The organism is Pseudomonas sp. DWP2-2 (assembly GCF_049897065.1).
Lineage (GTDB): Bacteria > Pseudomonadota > Gammaproteobacteria > Pseudomonadales > Pseudomonadaceae > Aquipseudomonas > Aquipseudomonas paracarnis.
Window position 1 is genome coordinate 368,077 of sequence record NZ_JAFCVN010000001.1, and the last position, 16,243, is coordinate 384,319.

Annotated in this window: 14 protein-coding genes; 8 read left to right on the top strand and 6 right to left on the bottom strand. The window is 61.8% G+C overall.

What is annotated here, in order from left to right; translation table 11 throughout:
* Positions 1 to 14: 14 nt before the first annotated feature.
* Both zapE and ACP7CZ_RS01550 read left to right on the top strand, forming a co-directional pair.
* Positions 15 to 1,109 carry a cell division protein ZapE gene (gene zapE / locus ACP7CZ_RS01545; RefSeq protein ID WP_294196138.1) on the top strand — a complete coding sequence of 365 codons (1,095 nt, stop codon included), beginning with the start codon at positions 15 to 17 and terminating at the stop codon, positions 1,107 to 1,109.
* Between the two features lie 37 nt (positions 1,110 to 1,146).
* Positions 1,147 to 2,445: a protein kinase gene (locus tag ACP7CZ_RS01550; protein WP_294196135.1), complete on the top strand. Its 1,299-nt coding sequence runs from the start codon at positions 1,147 to 1,149 to the stop codon at positions 2,443 to 2,445.
* 122 nt (positions 2,446 to 2,567) lie between these two features.
* Here the strand turns inward: ACP7CZ_RS01550 and ACP7CZ_RS01555 are convergent, their stop codons facing one another.
* Positions 2,568 to 3,272, bottom strand: coding sequence for a YebC/PmpR family DNA-binding transcriptional regulator (locus tag ACP7CZ_RS01555; RefSeq protein WP_003192227.1), 705 nt, complete (start codon positions 3,270 to 3,272; stop codon positions 2,568 to 2,570).
* Positions 3,273 to 3,381: 109 nt separating this feature from the next.
* Entirely contained in the window at positions 3,382 to 4,707 is a 1,326-nt protein-coding gene (locus ACP7CZ_RS01560) for an MFS transporter (protein ID WP_294196132.1), read from the bottom strand.
* Between the two features lie 258 nt (positions 4,708 to 4,965).
* Here ACP7CZ_RS01560 and ACP7CZ_RS01565 point away from each other — a divergent pair, with 258 nt between their 5' ends.
* Positions 4,966 to 5,856, top strand: coding sequence for a LysR substrate-binding domain-containing protein (locus ACP7CZ_RS01565; protein WP_294196131.1), 891 nt, complete (start codon positions 4,966 to 4,968; stop codon positions 5,854 to 5,856).
* Here ACP7CZ_RS01565 and ACP7CZ_RS01570 read toward each other — a convergent pair.
* A complete protein-coding gene (locus ACP7CZ_RS01570; RefSeq protein ID WP_294196130.1) occupies positions 5,832 to 6,686 on the bottom strand; it encodes a LysR substrate-binding domain-containing protein in 855 nt (284 codons plus the stop codon). The two genes, ACP7CZ_RS01565 and ACP7CZ_RS01570, sit on opposite strands and share 25 nt — an antisense overlap.
* Before the next feature lie 112 nt (positions 6,687 to 6,798).
* Here ACP7CZ_RS01570 and ACP7CZ_RS01575 point away from each other — a divergent pair, with 112 nt between their 5' ends.
* The 3 genes from ACP7CZ_RS01575 (at position 6,799) to ACP7CZ_RS01585 (ending at position 9,517) form a co-directional block, all read left to right on the top strand.
* On the top strand, positions 6,799 to 7,923 hold the full coding sequence (locus ACP7CZ_RS01575; protein WP_294196128.1) for a 2-aminoethylphosphonate--pyruvate transaminase: 1,125 nt from the start codon (positions 6,799 to 6,801) through the stop codon (positions 7,921 to 7,923).
* Between the two features lie 97 nt (positions 7,924 to 8,020).
* Positions 8,021 to 8,848 (top strand): phosphonoacetaldehyde hydrolase, encoded by an 828-nt coding sequence (phnX, locus tag ACP7CZ_RS01580; RefSeq protein WP_054897263.1) that lies wholly within the window; start codon positions 8,021 to 8,023, stop codon positions 8,846 to 8,848.
* 114 nt (positions 8,849 to 8,962) lie between these two features.
* Positions 8,963 to 9,517, top strand: coding sequence for a cytochrome b (locus tag ACP7CZ_RS01585; RefSeq protein WP_057974943.1), 555 nt, complete (start codon positions 8,963 to 8,965; stop codon positions 9,515 to 9,517).
* 68 nt (positions 9,518 to 9,585) lie between these two features.
* Here ACP7CZ_RS01585 and ACP7CZ_RS01590 read toward each other — a convergent pair whose 3' ends face one another.
* Entirely contained in the window at positions 9,586 to 10,527 is a 942-nt protein-coding gene (locus tag ACP7CZ_RS01590) for a 1-aminocyclopropane-1-carboxylate deaminase/D-cysteine desulfhydrase (protein WP_198862004.1), read from the bottom strand.
* Between the two features lie 56 nt (positions 10,528 to 10,583).
* A complete protein-coding gene (locus ACP7CZ_RS01595; RefSeq protein ID WP_034127940.1) occupies positions 10,584 to 12,623 on the bottom strand; it encodes an NADPH-dependent 2,4-dienoyl-CoA reductase in 2,040 nt (679 codons plus the stop codon).
* 211 nt (positions 12,624 to 12,834) lie between these two features.
* On the opposite strand from ACP7CZ_RS01595, the gene ACP7CZ_RS01600 reads away from it, so the two are divergent.
* Positions 12,835 to 13,965 (top strand): carbon-nitrogen hydrolase family protein, encoded by a 1,131-nt coding sequence (locus ACP7CZ_RS01600; RefSeq protein WP_034127941.1) that lies wholly within the window; start codon positions 12,835 to 12,837, stop codon positions 13,963 to 13,965.
* 4 nt (positions 13,966 to 13,969) lie between these two features.
* Entirely contained in the window at positions 13,970 to 15,004 is a 1,035-nt protein-coding gene (locus ACP7CZ_RS01605) for an AraC family transcriptional regulator (protein WP_294196122.1), read from the top strand.
* A 366-nt stretch (positions 15,005 to 15,370) separates the two neighbouring features.
* On the opposite strand, the gene ACP7CZ_RS01610 is transcribed toward ACP7CZ_RS01605, so the two are convergent.
* Positions 15,371 to 16,162 carry a DUF2242 domain-containing protein gene (locus ACP7CZ_RS01610; RefSeq protein ID WP_096143795.1) on the bottom strand — a complete coding sequence of 264 codons (792 nt, stop codon included), beginning with the start codon at positions 16,160 to 16,162 and terminating at the stop codon, positions 15,371 to 15,373.
* Between the last annotated feature and the right edge of the window lie 81 nt (positions 16,163 to 16,243).

Below are 16,243 nucleotides of genomic sequence, written 5' to 3' on the forward strand. Positions count from 1 at the left end.
CAGAGTGTTTATTCTTGGCCGTGCTTGCCCTGCTCCAGCGCCTGCTGGGTAAAAAAACCGACGCCTCGGACGCCTCGCCTATCCCGGCGTATTTTCAAAAAAAGGCCGAACAACAGGGCTATACCCTCAGTGACGGGCAAATCCGGGCGATTACCGCCCTGAATCACGAGGCACAACACCTGCTCAACGGCCAGGCCACGCGCAGCCTGTACCTGCACGGCCCGGTGGGGCGCGGCAAAAGCTGGCTGCTGGACGGATTTTTCCAGGCACTGCCCATCGCCGAGAAGCAGCGCGTGCATTTCCACACCTTCTTCGCCCGGCTGCACCAAGGCATGTTCCTGCACCGCGAGCGTGACGATGCCTTGGGCGCCACTCTGGACGAGTTGCTGACCGGCTGCCGCGTGCTGTGTTTCGACGAATTCCATGTGCACGATATCGGCGATGCGATGCTCATCAGCCGCCTGTTCAAGGCCCTGTTCCAACGCGGCGTGCTGGTGCTGGTGACCTCCAACTACCCACCCGAAGGCTTGCTGCCCAACCCGCTGTACCACGAACGCTTCAAGCCGGTGATCGAGCTGATCGCCGCGCGCATGGAGGTGCTGGAAGTCAGTGCGCCTCAGGACTTTCGCAGCCTGGCCCAGGCCCACGCGCAACAACGCTTCACGGGCGGCCAGTACGTCTGGCCAGGTACGGCTGGCCAGCGTGAAAGCCTGGGCCTGCCTGCCAAAGATTGCCCGGCGCACCCCCTGAAGGTCGGCACTCGGCAGTTACAGTGCCGAGGCCACCAGGCACGAACCATCGCGTTCACCTTCAACGACCTGTGCGAACAGCTCACGGCGGTCATGGATTATCTATTGTTGTGCCAGGACTTCGACCACTGGATCATCGACGGCCTGCCGCATCTGGCCGAATGCCCCATCGCCGTGCAACAGCGCTTTATCAACCTGGTAGACGTGCTCTACGACCAGGACAAGCAACTGACACTTATCGGTCACCAGCCCCTGGATAAATGCCTGGAAGGCCAGGCCATCGACCTCGCCCGCACCGCCAGCCGCCTGCGCCAATTGCACACGCTGTGCCCGCAACCCGCGCCCGAGCCGCTATCATGAGCGCCTTTTACGCCTCCTTCCGAGCACTGCGCCCTGCATGAATACCCTCGCCCAACTCAAGGCTGGCCAATTGGCTGGCGTTACGCGCCTGGACCTGGCCTGCGGGCTGACCGAGTTCCCCCGGGAAATCTTCGAACTGGCCGACTCGCTGGAAATCCTCAACCTCACCGGCAACGCCCTGAGCAGCCTGCCCGACGACCTGCACCGCCTGACGAACCTGCGTGTGCTGTTCTGTTCGGACAACGCTTTTACCGAACTGCCCGAATGCCTGGGCCAGTGCGCCAAGCTGAGCATGATCGGCTTCAAGGCCAACCAGATCAGCCAGGTAGCCGCTGCCGCCCTGCCGCCACAGTTGCGCTGGCTAATCCTCACCGACAACTGCATCAGCCAATTGCCCGATGAACTGGGCGAACGCCCCTTGCTGCAAAAGCTGATGCTGGCCGGTAACCAGTTGACCGACCTGCCGCCAAGCCTGGCCCAGTGCCAAAACCTGGAGTTGATCCGCATCGCCTCCAACCGCCTCACCCACCTGCCGCAGTGGCTGCTGACCCTGCCGAGCCTGACCTGGCTGGCCTATGCCGGCAATCCGGTGGAAATGGCCGTGCAGGTAAGCGCTGACGAGGCGACGCCGAACATCGCCTGGCAGGAACTGGACATGGGCGAAGTCCTGGGCGAAGGCGCTTCGGGGATTATTCGCAAGGCGCTGTGGAAACCCCATGCGTTGCCAGTCGCGGTCAAGCTGTACAAGGGCACCATCACCAGCGACGGTTCACCGCTGCATGAAATGCAAGCCTGCATCGCTGCCGGCCTGCATCCCAGCCTGATCAAGGTTGAAGGACGCGTCGTCGGCCATCCCGATAACCAGGCCGCGCTGGTGATGGAGCTGATCGACCCGAGTTACCGCAACCTCGCAGCCCTGCCGAGCCTGGCGTCGTGCACGCGGGATGTCTACGAACCCACCATCCGTTTCAGCCTGGACGTGGCACTGCGCATGGCGCGGGGCGTTGCTTCGGTGGCGGCGCACCTGCATCGGCACGGCATTACCCATGGTGACCTGTATGGTCACAATATTTTGTGGAACGCAGAAGGTGATTGCTTGCTGGGAGACTTTGGCGCGGCCTCCTTCCATGCCACGGCGGACACGTTGGAAACCCGTGCGCTGCAGCGTATTGAAGTGCGCGCGTTCGGAGTGTTGCTGGGGGAATTGTTGGAGCGGGTTGAGGCCAGTGACGAAGGCTTGCAGGCACTGCAACAACGCTGCTGTCAGCCGGATGTACTGGCCCGACCAGGCTTTGAGGAAATCGAGGCCCTGCTGGAATCTCTGCAGCACCCCTGAACCCATGTGGGAGCGGGCTTGCTCGCGAATGCGGTGTGACAGTCAACAGATGTATTGGCTGTTCCACCGCATTCGCGAGCAAGCCCGCTCCCACATATTACCCGCGTGTACTCAGATAGAAATCAGCCCGCCAGGCCGACAAACATATCCTGCACATCATCATGGTTGTCCAGGCCTTCCAGGAACGCCTCGACTTCAGCCATCTGCTCATCGGTCAAACCGCTGACCGGGTTCTTGGAGATATAGCCCAGCTTGGCCGACAGCACGGTAAAGCCCTGCTCCGGCAAGGCTTTCTGCACGGCATCCAGGTCGGTGGTTTCGGTAATGAACAAGGTGGCGCCTTCTTCACCCTCTTCAAAGTCCTGGGCGCCGGCTTCGATGGCGGCCATTTCTGGATCGGCGTCTGGCGTGTCCGGCGATGCTTCGATCAGGCCCACATGGTTGAAATCCCAGGCCACCGAACCGGAAGCGCCCAGTTGGCCCTTGCGGAAGGCCACGCGGATTTCCGCCACGGTGCGGTTGATGTTGTCGGTCACGCACTCGACGATCAAAGGCACCTGGTGCGGCGCGAAACCTTCGTAGGTCACGCGGTGGTATTGCACGGTCTCACCGAGCAGACCGGCGCCCTTTTTGATCGCGCGGTCCAGGGTTTCCTTGGGCATCGAGGCTTTTTTGGCCTGTTCCACCACCAGGCGCAGGTGCGCGTTGGTCGCGGTATCGGCGCCGTTGCGGGCGGCGATGGTGATTTCTTTCACCAGCTTGCCGAAAATCTTGCCCTTGGCATTGGCTGCCGCTTCTTTATGTTTGACTTTCCACTGTGCGCCCATGACTCACTCTCTTATTTCCATCGCGCCGAAACGTCTACTGGCCGGCGCTTTGGGGGCAGAGTTTATAGCGCGAGAACGCTTCGTTCCACCAAAAAACCGGCCAGGGTACTCAGGTGCGCAAGGGTTTGATCACCGCATTGCGGTCCGGCACAAAATCCCCGGCCTGGGCCAGTACGGCGGGCCTGGCATTCCAGTAGGGCATCAGCACCAGCGACGAAAACAGTGCCGCACCGGCAAACACAATAAATACCGTAACGGTATCGAAATAGCCTGGCAGCAAACCACCCAGGATCGCTCCCACCGAACCGCAGCCGTTGACAAAGCCCGCAGCGGTAGCGCCGGCCTTGGCGGTGCCGAAGTCGATGGCCGCCGTGCTGCTGATCATCGAGTCCGGCCCATACAGCGTCAGCCCCATGACAAACAGCAACGTCATCACCAGCACCACACTGCCGGTGTGCAGCGCGCCCATAAACAACGCCAGGGCAACCGTCAGCGCCAACAGGCTGAGCACGCAGGCGGGCATGCGCCGAGCACCGAACAGCTTGTCGGAGGCCAGGCCGATCAACACCGGCCCCAATAAACCGACCAGCTCAAACGCGGTGGGCACGATGGCGGCACCGACCTTGCCCACCGACGGCATCTGCTCGTAGACGATCACCGGCCCCCACAACAGAATCGCGTAGCGCGCCGGCTTGAGCAGGAAGTAAGCCAGCCCCAGGGTCAACACCGTACGGTTGCGCAGGATCGCGCGCAGGGGCTCGAGTACGCTCACGCGCTGTTCGGCGGCCAACTGCTCGGCGCTCAGCACCGGCTCGGGCTCGACTGTCGGCAAGCCCACATCCTGCGGGGTATTGCGCTGGAACATAAAGAAGAGCACGGCCACCACCGCGACCACTGCGGCGCTGGAAATAAACGCCGCATGCCAGCTGCCGATCAGCGTATAAGCCCACCAACCGGCAAACGGTGACGCGACCAACCCGCCAAATGCATAACACGAACTCCACAGCCCCAGCACCCGCCCCCGCTGCTGGGCCGGGAAGAAACTACCGAGGTTCTTGCACAACCCCGACCAGCCAGTGGACTGGGCCAAGCCCTGTACCAACATGCAGGTGACAAAAATCGGCAAAGTGGCACAGGTGCCCATCACCAGCGCCGCGCCTGCGGAAATCAACAAGCCACCGAGCACCACTACCCGTGGCCCGAAGCGGTCTGCAAGCATGCCCCAGGTGAACTGGCCCACCGCATACGCTGCGAGATAGAGGCCATCCAGGTTAGCCATCGTCATTTTGTCGAGGGGGAAACTCGGGTCGTCGCCAATCCCCAGCTTTGCCACCGAAAAGGCTTTGCGGGTGAAATAGAACGCGGCGTACGCCAGCCAGGTAATGGCGAAAATCTGCACGCGCCAACGCTTGATACTACCCATAGGGATATTCATGGTGGTTCTGACCTCAGGTGTGAGTGTGCCGGCAGAATCGAAAGAAAACGCCTGTTGTTCTTATGGTTGAGCACTGCAATGCCGGGCCTTGGATAGCGCGGTATTGGTCAGATGGGTGCGATGTGCCTGCGCCCATGGCCGCCGTGGTTGTAGGACTCAACCTACGGCGGCTGAGGTGCATCAAAACAATGGCTGACTCATAGGTAAAATCGATTTATCGTATTTCAAATATAAGCTCAGGTTTTAAGAGGACGTACCATGTCGGTTTCCCATGCCCAGCTCAAAGCCTTCCATGCGGTGGCCATTCACGGCAGTTTTACCGGGGCCGCAGAACGGCTGTTCCTGACCCAGCCTGCGATTTCCGACCAGGTGCGCAAACTTGAAGAGCGCTTCGGCGTGTTGCTGTTTCACCGCAACAAGCGTTCGGTGCGCCTGACCGATCTGGGTGAACGCCTGTTGGGTATCACCCAACGCCTGTTTGTGATCGAGGCCGAAGCCGAAGAGTTGCTGCAGGATTCGCGCGCCCTGCTCACCGGTACCCTCACCTTGGCGGTGGATGCGCCCGTGCACGTCCTGCCGCAGATTGCGCGCTTCTGCCAGCGCTACCCTGGGATCAGCGTGAAGATCGAAACGGGCAATACCGATGAGTCACTGTCGCGCCTCTACAACTACCAGGCCGATCTGGCGCTGTTGGGGTGCGATGTCGATGATGTGCGCCTGTTGTCAGTGCCGCTGCCGGACGACCAACTGCTGGCTTTTGTCGCACGGGACCATGCCTGGGCCGGGCGCGAGTCGATCTGCCTGGCCGACCTCGATGACACCCCGCTGGTACTGCGGGAAACCGGCTCGGTCACCCGTCAGACCCTGGAACAGGAAATGCGCCAGGCCGGCCTGCGCATTCGTCCGGCGATCCAGGTGGAAGGCCGCGAGGCCGCCCGTGAAGCCGTGGTGGTAGGGATTGGCGTGGGCGTGGTGTCGGCGGCAGAGTTCGGTGCCGATGCACGGGTGTACGCCATGCCGATCCGCGATTGCACCCAACGCATGAAAGAAACCCTGGTGTGCCTGAAAGAGCAGAGTTCACGCCGTGTGGTCGCGACCTTTCTGGAGATCGTGCGTGAAAGCCTTCACGCCAACTCGAAAAACGCCTGAATCAAGCGCAGCGAGCGACGGCGCTCCATGCAGCCGAGCATATGCCGATTCAGCAGGCCATCGCCGAGGATCGGCGCTGCCTGCACACGCGGGTCCGGGCTGACCTCCATCGACGACACCACGCCCACGCCCAACTCTGCCGCCACCGCCTCGGCCACAGCTTCCCGACTGTCCAGTTCCAGCAGCACTTTGGGCTGCACATTCGCCGCCAGGCAGGCGTCGTCAAAGGTGCGGCGGGTGGTGGAACTGGGCTCGCGCAGCACCATGATCACCTCATGCAACTGCGCCAGTTCAATACCGTCGGGCTGCTTGGCCCACGGGTGTGCGGCCGGCACCAAGGCGCAAATCCGTGACTGACCCAGGGGTTGCAAGTGCAGGCCATTGCGCGGTTCCACCTCGGTGAGCACCGCCACATCCGCATGTTCGGACAGCAACGCCGCCAGGGTTTCCTGGGCATTGCCCAAACGCAGGTTCACGGTAATGCCGGGGTAGCGCGCACGCAGGCTGGCGATCATCGGCATCACCAGGTGGGGGCCATCCGCCGCCACTTCCAGGCGCCCGGTGAGCAACTGGCGGTTGGCCTCCAGCAGGGTTTGCGCCTCGTCGACCAACCCGAAGATAGCCCGCGTGATGGCCGCCAGGCGTGCGCCCTCCTCGGTCAATTCCACCCGACGTGCGGTGCGGCGCAACAGCGGGATCTGGTAGTGCTCCTCAAGCGCCTTGATATGCCCGGTCACCGCCGGCTGGCTGATAAACAGCCGAGCCGCCGCGCGGGTAAAACTGCCCTCACGGGCCACGGCATCGAATGCACGCAGTTGGAACAGATTCATAGCTATCGGCCTCACTGATAGCTCGCATAACAACAAACAATTTGATTGATGACAAGCCAAACTGCAATTTAGGCGCCGTAGCTTGAACCCCAACACCTTGCGAGGATTTGACATGCCCACTGCCGCGCCGATCCTGTTGACCCCCGGCCCCCTGACCACCTCGAACCGCACCCGCCAAGCGATGATGACGGACTGGGGCTCGTGGGACGACCGCTTCAACCAGCTCACAGCCAGTGTGTGCAGCCAGTTGCTGGCGATCCTCAACGGCGCCGACAGCCACCACTGCGTGCCGTTGCAAGGCAGCGGCACCTTCGCCGTCGAAGCCGCGATCGGCACCCTGGTCCCCCGCAATGGCAAGGTGCTGGTGCTCATCAACGGCGCCTACGGCAAACGCCTGGCGAAAATCTGCGAGGTGCTTGGCCGCGAATTCAGCACCTTTGAAACCGCCGAAGACGAGCCCACCACTGCCGCCGATGTGGATCGTCTGTTGCACGCCGACAGCGCCATCACCCATGTCGCACTGATCCATTGCGAAACCAGTACCGGCATTCTCAACCCGTTGCCGCAGATCGCCGAGGTGGTCAAACGCCACGGCAAGCGCCTGATCATCGACGCCATGAGTTCCTTCGGCGCGCTACCGATTGATGCCCGCGAAATCCCCTTCGACGCGCTGATCGCCGCCTCGGGCAAATGCCTGGAAGGCGTACCGGGCATGGGCTTTGTCTTTGCGGAAAAACACGCACTGGCCGCGGCACAGGGCAACTGCCATTCCCTGGCGATGGACCTGTTCGACCAGCACAGCTACATGACCAAAACCGGCCAGTGGCGCTTCACCCCGCCGACCCACGTGGTCGCCGCCCTGCATGAAGCGCTGTTGCAGTACGCCGAGGAAGGCGGCCTGCCCGCCCGTCACCAGCGCTATGCAAATAACTGCCAGGCCTTGCTGGACGGCATGGCCGAACTGGGCGTGCGCAGTTTTCTACCGGCGGCTATCCAGGCGCCGATCATTGCCACCTTCCACGCCCCCGACGATCCTCGCTATCAGTTCAAAGCGTTCTACGAACGGGTCAAGGCCAAGGGTTTCATTCTGTACCCGGGCAAATTGACCCAGGTGGAAACCTTTCGCGTGGGCTGCATCGGTCATGTCGACGCGGCCGACATGCGCGCAGCCGTCAAGGCCATCGCCGAGGTGCTGCAAGAAATGTGCAGGAGCGAGCTTGCTCGCGAAGAGCGTTAACGAAAACGCGGGCATCCTGAGTTAACGCGGCGCCTGGATGTTTTTCGCGAGCAAGCTCCTACATAGATGAATGTTATTACCCCACAGGATCTGAACCATGAACTATCAAAACCCCAACACCCTCCAGGCCGTTATCCTCGACTGGGCCGGCACCGTGGTCGATTTCGGCTCCTTCGCCCCCACGCAGATTTTTGTCGAGGCCTTCGCCGAGTTCGACGTGCAGGTGTCGATCGAGGAAGCCCGTGGCCCGATGGGCATGGGCAAGTGGGACCATATCCGTACGCTCTGCGACCAGCCGCAGGTTGCCGAACGCTACCGCAAGGCGTTCGGCCGCACGCCCACCGACGACGACGTGACCGCCATCTACCAGCGCTTCATGCCGCTGCAGATCGAGAAAATTGCCGAGCACTCGGCCCTGATCCCCGGCGCCCTCGACACCATCGCCGCCCTGCGCGGCCAAGGCATCAAGATCGGCTCCTGCTCCGGCTACCCCAAGCAGGTGATGGACAAGGTCGTGGCCCTGGCCGCCACCAATGGCTACGTCGCCGACCATGTCGTGGCCACTGACGAAGTGCCCAACGGCCGACCATGGCCGGCCCAGGCGCTGGCCAACGTGATCGCCCTGGGCATTGATGATGTGGCGGCCTGCGTGAAGGTCGACGACACCGTGCCGGGCATTCTCGAAGGTCGCCGTGCCGGGATGTGGACCGTGGCGCTGACCTGCTCGGGCAACGCGCTGGGCCTGACCTACGAGCAATTCTGCGCCCTGGACAGCGACACACTGGCCAGCGAGCGCCAGCGTATCGAAGCGATGTTCGAAGCTTCACGTCCACACTACCTGATTGACACCATCACCGATCTGCCACGGGTCATCAATGAAATCAACCAGCGCCTGGCCCGCGGGGAAATGCCGCAGGCCTACTGACCGAGGTCAAGACAACGGCATTGGCAACAAGCGCAGCGCTCAAAACAGGCATAGAGTTAATGCACTCCATCGCGAAAGAATGGAGGTATGCCCTGATGAGTGAGGAACACAGCGATGCCGTGGAAAAATTCCGATACACGCTACAGCACCATGTCGATTGCGTTGCACTGGTTGATGGTGGTGCTGCTGGCGGTGGTCTACGCCTGCATTGAACTGCGCGGCCAATTCCCCAAAGGCAGCGGTGCGCGCACCTTGATTGTTGAAATGCACTTCATGCTCGGCCTTACCGTGTTTGTACTGGTATGGCTACGCCTGTTTGCACGCAGCCTGGGGGTGGCACCGAAGATCCTGCCGGCGCCGCCGCAATGGCAAAGCCTGCTGGCGAAACTGATGCACGCTGCGTTGTACGCGTTGATGATCGGCATGCCGATTGCCGGCTGGTTGATCGTCAGCGCCGAAGGGCACTCGGTGATGTTCTATGGGATGGAGTTGCCGCCGTTGATTGGGGAAAACAAGGCACTGGCCAAGGAGATTGAAGGCTGGCATGTGCTGTTTGGGCAGATCGGTTATTGGCTGATCGGGCTGCACGCGTTGGCGGGCATCTTTCATCATTACGTGATGCGCGATAACACGGCGCTGCGCATGATGCCGGGTGGGAGGAGGCTTTAACCCAGCCAATTAGCTCCCCTGTGGGAGCGGGCTTGCCCGCGAAGGCGGTGTGTCAGTCACAGTGCCTCTTACTGCAAGACCGCTTTCGCAGGCAAGCCAGCTCCCACAAGAGGTTTGCGCCAGTCGCTGAAGCCTCGGCGGCCTTGCAGGCCGCCGGTATGGATGAAGATCAGGCGCATGCCGGGGGCAAAGCGTCCGGCCTCGATCTGCTGTTTCAACGCCAGCAGCGCCTTGCCGGTGTAAAGCGGTTCCAGCGGTAGACCGCACGCTTGTTCGGTGCGCTGAATGAAGTCGAGCAACAGTGGATCGGCTTTGGCAAAGCCGCCGCGACTGGCGTCCAGCAATGTATAACCGTCCTGCACGATGGCACTCACGTTCTGCGCCACACCGTGGTCATCCGGCACCGCCATGGCGCCATATACCGGATGCGCGCCCGCCTCCGCCAGTGCCAGCCCGGCCAGTGTCGTGCCGGTACCCGCCGCCAACCACCAGGCGTCGTAATCGCTCCAACCGAGGCTGTCCAGTTGCGCCCGCGCCTGCTCGACCAACACGCCACAGCCCTGCGCACCGGCCAGCCCACCGCCGCCTTCGGGTATCGGATGAAAGCCAGGATACTGCTCGCGCCAAGGCAACCAGAAACCCGCTTCATGCCGCGCCCTATAACCGCCATAACCGAGCCAATGCAGTTGCATGCCAAACGCTTTGAGGTCGAGAACCGTGGGGGTGTCTTGAGGATGGCCCCGCAGCAGGCCGACCGTGGAGAAACCAAAGCGCTTGCCCGCCGCCGCCAGCGCATGCAAATGGTTGGAGTACGCACCGCCGAGACTCATCACCCCGGTGGCTCCAGCGTGTCGGGCCTGGGCCAGGTGCTCGGTGAGCTTGAACCACTTGTTGCCACTGATCAGCGGGTCGATACAGTCCAGGCGCAGCACGGCCAACTCGACTCCGTTCAGCCAGTCCAGGTGCAAGGGTTCAAGGGGCGCGTGAGGAAGCCAGTCGAAAGGGCCCATCGGCAGGTATCTGAATGAAAAGAGGGCGGTAGTCTAACACCGCCCCTCTTGGCGCCTTACAGCTCTGCAGCCAGGCGCGAGCCCTGGTTGATGGCGCGCTTGGCGTCCAGTTCGGCCGCCACATCAGCGCCGCCGATCAGGTGCACGTTCTGGCCGGCGGCGACTAGGCCGTCGTGCAATTCGCGCAGCGGGTCCTGGCCGGCACAGATGACGATATTGTCCACCGCCAGGACTTGCGGCTCGCCCTCGGCGCCGATGCGGATATGCAAGCCTTCATCGTCGATCTTCAAGTACTCGACGCTGTTGAGCATCTGCACCTGCTTGTTCTTCAAACCGGTGCGGTGGATCCAGCCGGTGGTCTTGCCCAGGCCATCGCCCACTTTGGAAGCCTTGCGTTGCAGCAGGAACACTTCACGGGCCGGCGCGTGGCGCTCGGGTTTGATCCCGGCCACGCCACCACGGGCTTGCAGTTGAGTGTCGATGCCCCATTCTTTCCAGAACGCCTCACGATCCAGGCTGGTGGATACGCCTTGGTGGACGAGAAATTCAGACACGTCAAAACCGATGCCGCCGGCGCCGATCACCGCCACGCGCTTGCCCACCGGCTTGCGCTCGAGGATCACGTCCAGGTAACTCAGGACCTTGGCGTTGTCGACACCGGGAATCGCCGGGGTACGCGGTGCGATGCCGGTGGCCAGGATCACTTCGTCATAACCGCCCGCTACCAGTTGCGCAACGTCGACACGGGTGTTGAGGCACAGTTCGACGTGGGTGGTCTGCAATTTGCGTTTGAAATAACGCAGGGTCTCGAAGAACTCTTCCTTGCCCGGCACGCGCTTGGCGATATTGAACTGGCCGCCGATCTCGCTGGCGGAGTCGAACAAGGTCACCTGATGCCCGCGCTCTGCGGCGACGGTAGCCGCGGCCAAACCCGCAGGGCCTGCGCCGACGACCGCGACCTTTTTGATCTGCTTGACCGGCAAGTAATTGAGCTCGGTTTCGTAGCACGCCCGCGGGTTGACCAGGCAGGTGGTGAGCTTGCCGCCAAAGGTATGGTCCAGGCAGGCCTGGTTGCAGCCGATGCAGGTATTGATCTCATCGGCGCGCCCGGCGGCGGCCTTGTTGACGAACTCGGGGTCGGCGAGAAACGGCCGCGCCATCGAGACCATATCGGCGTCGCCTTCGGCCAGGATCTGCTCAGCAATTTCCGGGGTGTTGATGCGGTTGGTGGTGATCAGCGGAATCTGTACCGAACCGCGCAATTTGGCCGTGACTTTACTGAACGCACCACGGGGTACCTTGGTGGCGATGGTCGGGATACGTGCTTCGTGCCAGCCGATACCGGTGTTGATGATCGTCGCGCCGGCCTGTTCAATGGCCTTGGCCAACTGCACGATTTCTTCCCAGACGCTGCCGCCCTCCACCAGGTCGAGCATCGACAGGCGGAAGATGATAATGAAGTTCGGGCCTACGGCTTCGCGTACGCGGCGCACGATTTCCACCGCCAGACGCATGCGATTTTCAAAGCTGCCGCCCCAACGGTCGGTGCGATGGTTGGTATGGGCAGCGAGGAACTGGTTAATGAAGTAGCCTTCGGAACCCATGATTTCGACGCCGTCATACTCGGCGACCTGGGCCAGCAGCGAGCAGGTGACAAAATCCTGGATCTGCTTTTCGATGCCCTCTTCATCCAGTTCCTTGGGCTTGAACGGGTTGATCGGCGCCTGGATAGCGCTCGGTGCCACCTGCTTGGGGCTGTAGGCGTAACGCCCGGCGTGGAGGATCTGCATGCAGATCTTGCCACCCGCGTCGTGCACGGCTTGGGTAACGATCTTGTGCTTGCTCGCCTCTTCTTCGGTGGTCAGCTTGGCTGCACCGGCGTACACGCCGCCTTCATCATTGGGGCCAATGCCGCCAGTGACCATCAGGCCTACGCCGCCACGGGCGCGCTCGGCAAAATAGGCCGCCATACGCTCGAAACCGCCGGGCTTTTCTTCCAGGCCGGTGTGCATCGAACCCATCAGGGTACGGTTGCGCAAGGTGGTGAAACCCAGGTCCAACGGGGCCAGCAGGTGCGGGTAGGCAGCAGCGGTCATGGTACAGCTCCACAACGGATCATCACGGGACGTGGCGCACTCTAACGGCGTGCCATCGGTTTATGTCCCACAGACTAAGAGGCGGTGGACCACGGCTCAATGACTGAAACTGACAAGTTATTGATCCAAATGCACAGCGCCCCTTGGCAAGCCACGCCATGGGCCCTACCCTAGTCGCGAACCCTGCACCTGGTCTGTTGTCTGTTGCCCCATGCGTAAACTTCTAGCGTTCACCGTCATCATGGCCCTGGTTGCCTCACTCGCCGCGTATCTGGTCTGGACCCAGGAGCGCCCCGTGGCGCATTACCTGTCCGACCTGCGCATCACCCTCGCCGTCAACGAGGGCGAACCAGCCGACCGGGGCAACCTGCTGGGTATCCAGCCGGAACTGTTCCCTGCCGATTACCAGAGCCTGGAACGCCTGCACCTGAAGCTGTCGGCCTACCTGCAAAATGCCCGGGACCTTGGGTTGATCAATGCCAAGACCGTTGTGGTGCTGCCGGAACATATCGGCACTTGGCTGATGCTCGGCGGAGAAAAGAATGAGCTGTACCAGGCCGCTCACCTCAAGGACGCCATGAACTGGCTGTCGATCAGCAACCCGCTGCAATTTGCCAAAGCCTGGATCAGCGCCACTGGCGACAACCGCATGGACGATGCGTACCTGCGCATGAAAGCCCCCGCCATGGCCCGCGACTATCAAGTGTTGTTTGGCGGCCTCGCCAAAGAATTTGGCGTGACCCTGGTGGCCGGTTCCATCGCCCTGCCCAACCCGAGCGTGATCCAGGGGCAACTGGAGATCGGCCACGGCGCGCTGTACAACGCCAGCGTGGTGTTCGCCGCCGACGGCTTGCCGCTGGGCCAGCCGCAGCGCCAGCTTTACCCGATCTACGATGAACGTGGCTTTATAGAACCTGGCGATGAGCATGTCGTCAACGTTGTCGATACCCCCGCCGGGCGCCTGGGCATTCTGGTCGGCAGCGACAGCTGGTACCCGGACAACTACCGCAAGCTCAACGAGCAAGGCGCGCAATTGATCGCGGTACCCGCTTTTGTCACCGGCCGCGATACCTGGGACCGTCCGTGGCGCGGTTTCAAGAGTGTGTCTACGCCCTCAGAAGTGAGCCTCAAGCCTGAAGAAACCAGTGAGGGCGCGGCCTGGCGTCGCCTTACCCTGATCAGCCAGCCGCCTGTCAGCGAAGCCACCGCGGGCATGAGCGTCTTTCTGCGCGGACAATTCTGGGACCTGGGCAGCGCCGGCCAAAGTTTTCTCAGTCGCAATGGGCAAGTCTTCGCCGATGGCGACGCCCATGGTGCGCGCCTGCTGAATATCTGGCTGTAGCGCCGTGAAGCCGGTGCGCCTGGGGGATCTGTCGGTGGGCTTCGTGCACACCCTGGCCGACGCCATCCACAGCCACGGCCTGGACCCACAGCCCCTGCTGCTGCAATACGGCCTCGATCCAGCTCGCCTGGCTGAGGCCGGCGCACGCTTGTCGATCTCGCGTTACATGCGCCTGGGCCACGCGGCCATCCAACTGACCGGCAACGCCGGCCTGGGCCTGCGTATGGGCCAGCTCAGCCGCTTGAGCCAGGCTGGTCTTGCCGGCGTTACTGCCGCCCAAGCGCCCACCGTGCGCGAAGCGGCACGCACGCTCACACGCTTTGAAGCACTGTACGGCTCCAACTATCGCGGGCAATCAAGCTTTCATGAAGACGCCGAAGGCGCGTGGCTGAGGTTTTATTCCATCAGCCCCTACAACGCCTATAACCGCTTTGTGGTGGATTCGATCATCGCCGGCTGGCTGCAGCAATTGTCTGGCCTGGCCCAACAGCCGGTGCAGGCCCAGCGGATTGAAATCGAATTCGACGCGCCGGACTACCACGATCATTACAGGGTGCTGGGAGAGGGCGTGGTCCACTTCGGCGCCGAGGTCAATCAACTGCGCCTCAGCCAACCCACCCTGGCGCTGCGCAACCCGCAGCATTGCCCAAGCACCTGGCACCTGTTGCTACAGCTGTGTGAAAGGGAATTAGAGCAGTTGACCCGCACCCGCAGCCTGCGCGAGCGCATTACCCGGTTGCTCGGGCCGATGCTCAATGGCGGCCGGGAACCCGACCTGGAGGAAGTGGCGGCACGCTTGAAGCTGCCAACCTGGACATTGCGGCGCAAACTGGCCGAGGAAGGCACGCAGTTTCGCGCGATCCTCAATGACACCCGTCGCGACCTGGCCATGACCTACATTCGCGATACGGAACTGGCGTTCGGCGAGATCGCCTACTTGCTCGGTTTTGCTTCGGCCCAAGCCTTCCAAAGGGCCTTCAGACGCTGGAACAACCAGACCCCAGGGGAATTTCGCCGCAGTCAGCGCCACTCCGCCTGAAGTCGGTGTTACAGCTCGGTGGCATCGTCGGCAGGATCCAGTGGGTCTAGCTCGAATGCCTGATACTCCAGCAGCTCTTCCTGGTAATCGTCCATGGTGGACTCCTTTTCGTGTTGAAAGCGGTTGCAGATTAATGACCTGCGAACCCAGCCTAAAGTGCCGTCATGACGAAAAAATGTCGACGTCGTGACATTCCTGCTCTTCAGGATTAAACGTAGCGGCGATCACTGGATTTAACTCAACCGCAACCTCGATCAAAATGTGGGAGCGGGTTTGCTCGCGAAAGCGGTGTGTCATTGAACACACTTGGCGACTGTTACACCGTATTCGCGAGCAAGCCCGCTCCCACATCAGAACAGCATTGCGTTACTGCGCAGGCATCGGAAGCGGTGGAATCGCTTCCGTCGGCGCCGGCAAGGACGGATCAGTCGGCGCCGGTGCAACCGGAGCAGGCTCTGTCACCGGGGCAATCGGTGCAGCCTCAGGTGGTGGCGCAAGCGGCTCTGCAGCGGCAGGCGCTACAGGCACATCCTTCGGCGCTTCGACCTTCTCGGGTGCCGGAGCGGTCTTGGGCTCGGGCACGCCGAGGTCGGCCTTGGGCTGCTCGGGGATATGCTCGGCCTGCTTTACTTCCTGCGGCAGGAACACGTCCACCAACGCAAAGTAACGCTCGTAGAACTTCGGTGCCGAGACGGTCTCGCTTGCCACCTTCACCATCGAGTCGTCGGTGGAGCCAATCGGCATCGACACCGAGCCCAGCACGCCCACACCGAGGCTCGCGGAGTTGTTGACCTTCTTCAGCGCATAGCGGTCCTGCAAGGCGTTGGCAAACATCGTCGAGTGATTGCTGCCCTTGCCATCAGCAGCGCACACCACATTGAAACTGATCTGCAGATGGGTCTCGCCGGTCTGCTGGAAGCTCTTGTTGCCGGCCACCAACTTCGGATCGCTGCTGGTGATGATGTAGCCCTGGCTCAGCAGGGCACGGCGCGCAGCTTCACAGGCCGCCACATCGCTGACCGGGTAATCGCGGGAAAACGTACCGGAATCGTCGAAATTCTCATGTTCATAGATAGCGGTCTTGGGTGACGAGCAGCCCGCGGCGCCCGCCAGCACCAGCGCCAACCCGAGATTGCGCAAGTGAAATGATGTCGACATTGAAAATCCTGAAGAAAACGGTCCGGACGGTATTGTGCAACAGAACGCGACATTGAAGCGCGATTCCTGTCGGTAAAACAT

What these genes read in the sequence shown, in the direction of transcription:
- ACP7CZ_RS01550 (WP_294196135.1), top strand. Translation starts at nt 1,147, where the DNA reads ATGAATACCCTCGCCCAACTCAAGGCTGGCCAATTGGCTGGCGTTACG.
- ACP7CZ_RS01555 (WP_003192227.1), bottom strand. Translation starts at nt 3,272, where the DNA reads ATGGGCGCACAGTGGAAAGTCAAACATAAAGAAGCGGCAGCCAATGCC.
- ACP7CZ_RS01560 (WP_294196132.1), bottom strand. Translation starts at nt 4,707, where the DNA reads ATGAATATCCCTATGGGTAGTATCAAGCGTTGGCGCGTGCAGATTTTC.
- ACP7CZ_RS01565 (WP_294196131.1), top strand. Translation starts at nt 4,966, where the DNA reads ATGTCGGTTTCCCATGCCCAGCTCAAAGCCTTCCATGCGGTGGCCATT.
- ACP7CZ_RS01570 (WP_294196130.1), bottom strand. Translation starts at nt 6,686, where the DNA reads ATGAATCTGTTCCAACTGCGTGCATTCGATGCCGTGGCCCGTGAGGGC.
- ACP7CZ_RS01575 (WP_294196128.1), top strand. Translation starts at nt 6,799, where the DNA reads ATGCCCACTGCCGCGCCGATCCTGTTGACCCCCGGCCCCCTGACCACC.
- phnX (WP_054897263.1), top strand. Translation starts at nt 8,021, where the DNA reads ATGAACTATCAAAACCCCAACACCCTCCAGGCCGTTATCCTCGACTGG.
- ACP7CZ_RS01585 (WP_057974943.1), top strand. Translation starts at nt 8,963, where the DNA reads ATGCCGTGGAAAAATTCCGATACACGCTACAGCACCATGTCGATTGCG.
- ACP7CZ_RS01590 (WP_198862004.1), bottom strand. Translation starts at nt 10,527, where the DNA reads ATGGGCCCTTTCGACTGGCTTCCTCACGCGCCCCTTGAACCCTTGCAC.
- ACP7CZ_RS01595 (WP_034127940.1), bottom strand. Translation starts at nt 12,623, where the DNA reads ATGACCGCTGCTGCCTACCCGCACCTGCTGGCCCCGTTGGACCTGGGT.
- ACP7CZ_RS01600 (WP_034127941.1), top strand. Translation starts at nt 12,835, where the DNA reads ATGCGTAAACTTCTAGCGTTCACCGTCATCATGGCCCTGGTTGCCTCA.
- ACP7CZ_RS01610 (WP_096143795.1), bottom strand. Translation starts at nt 16,162, where the DNA reads ATGTCGACATCATTTCACTTGCGCAATCTCGGGTTGGCGCTGGTGCTG.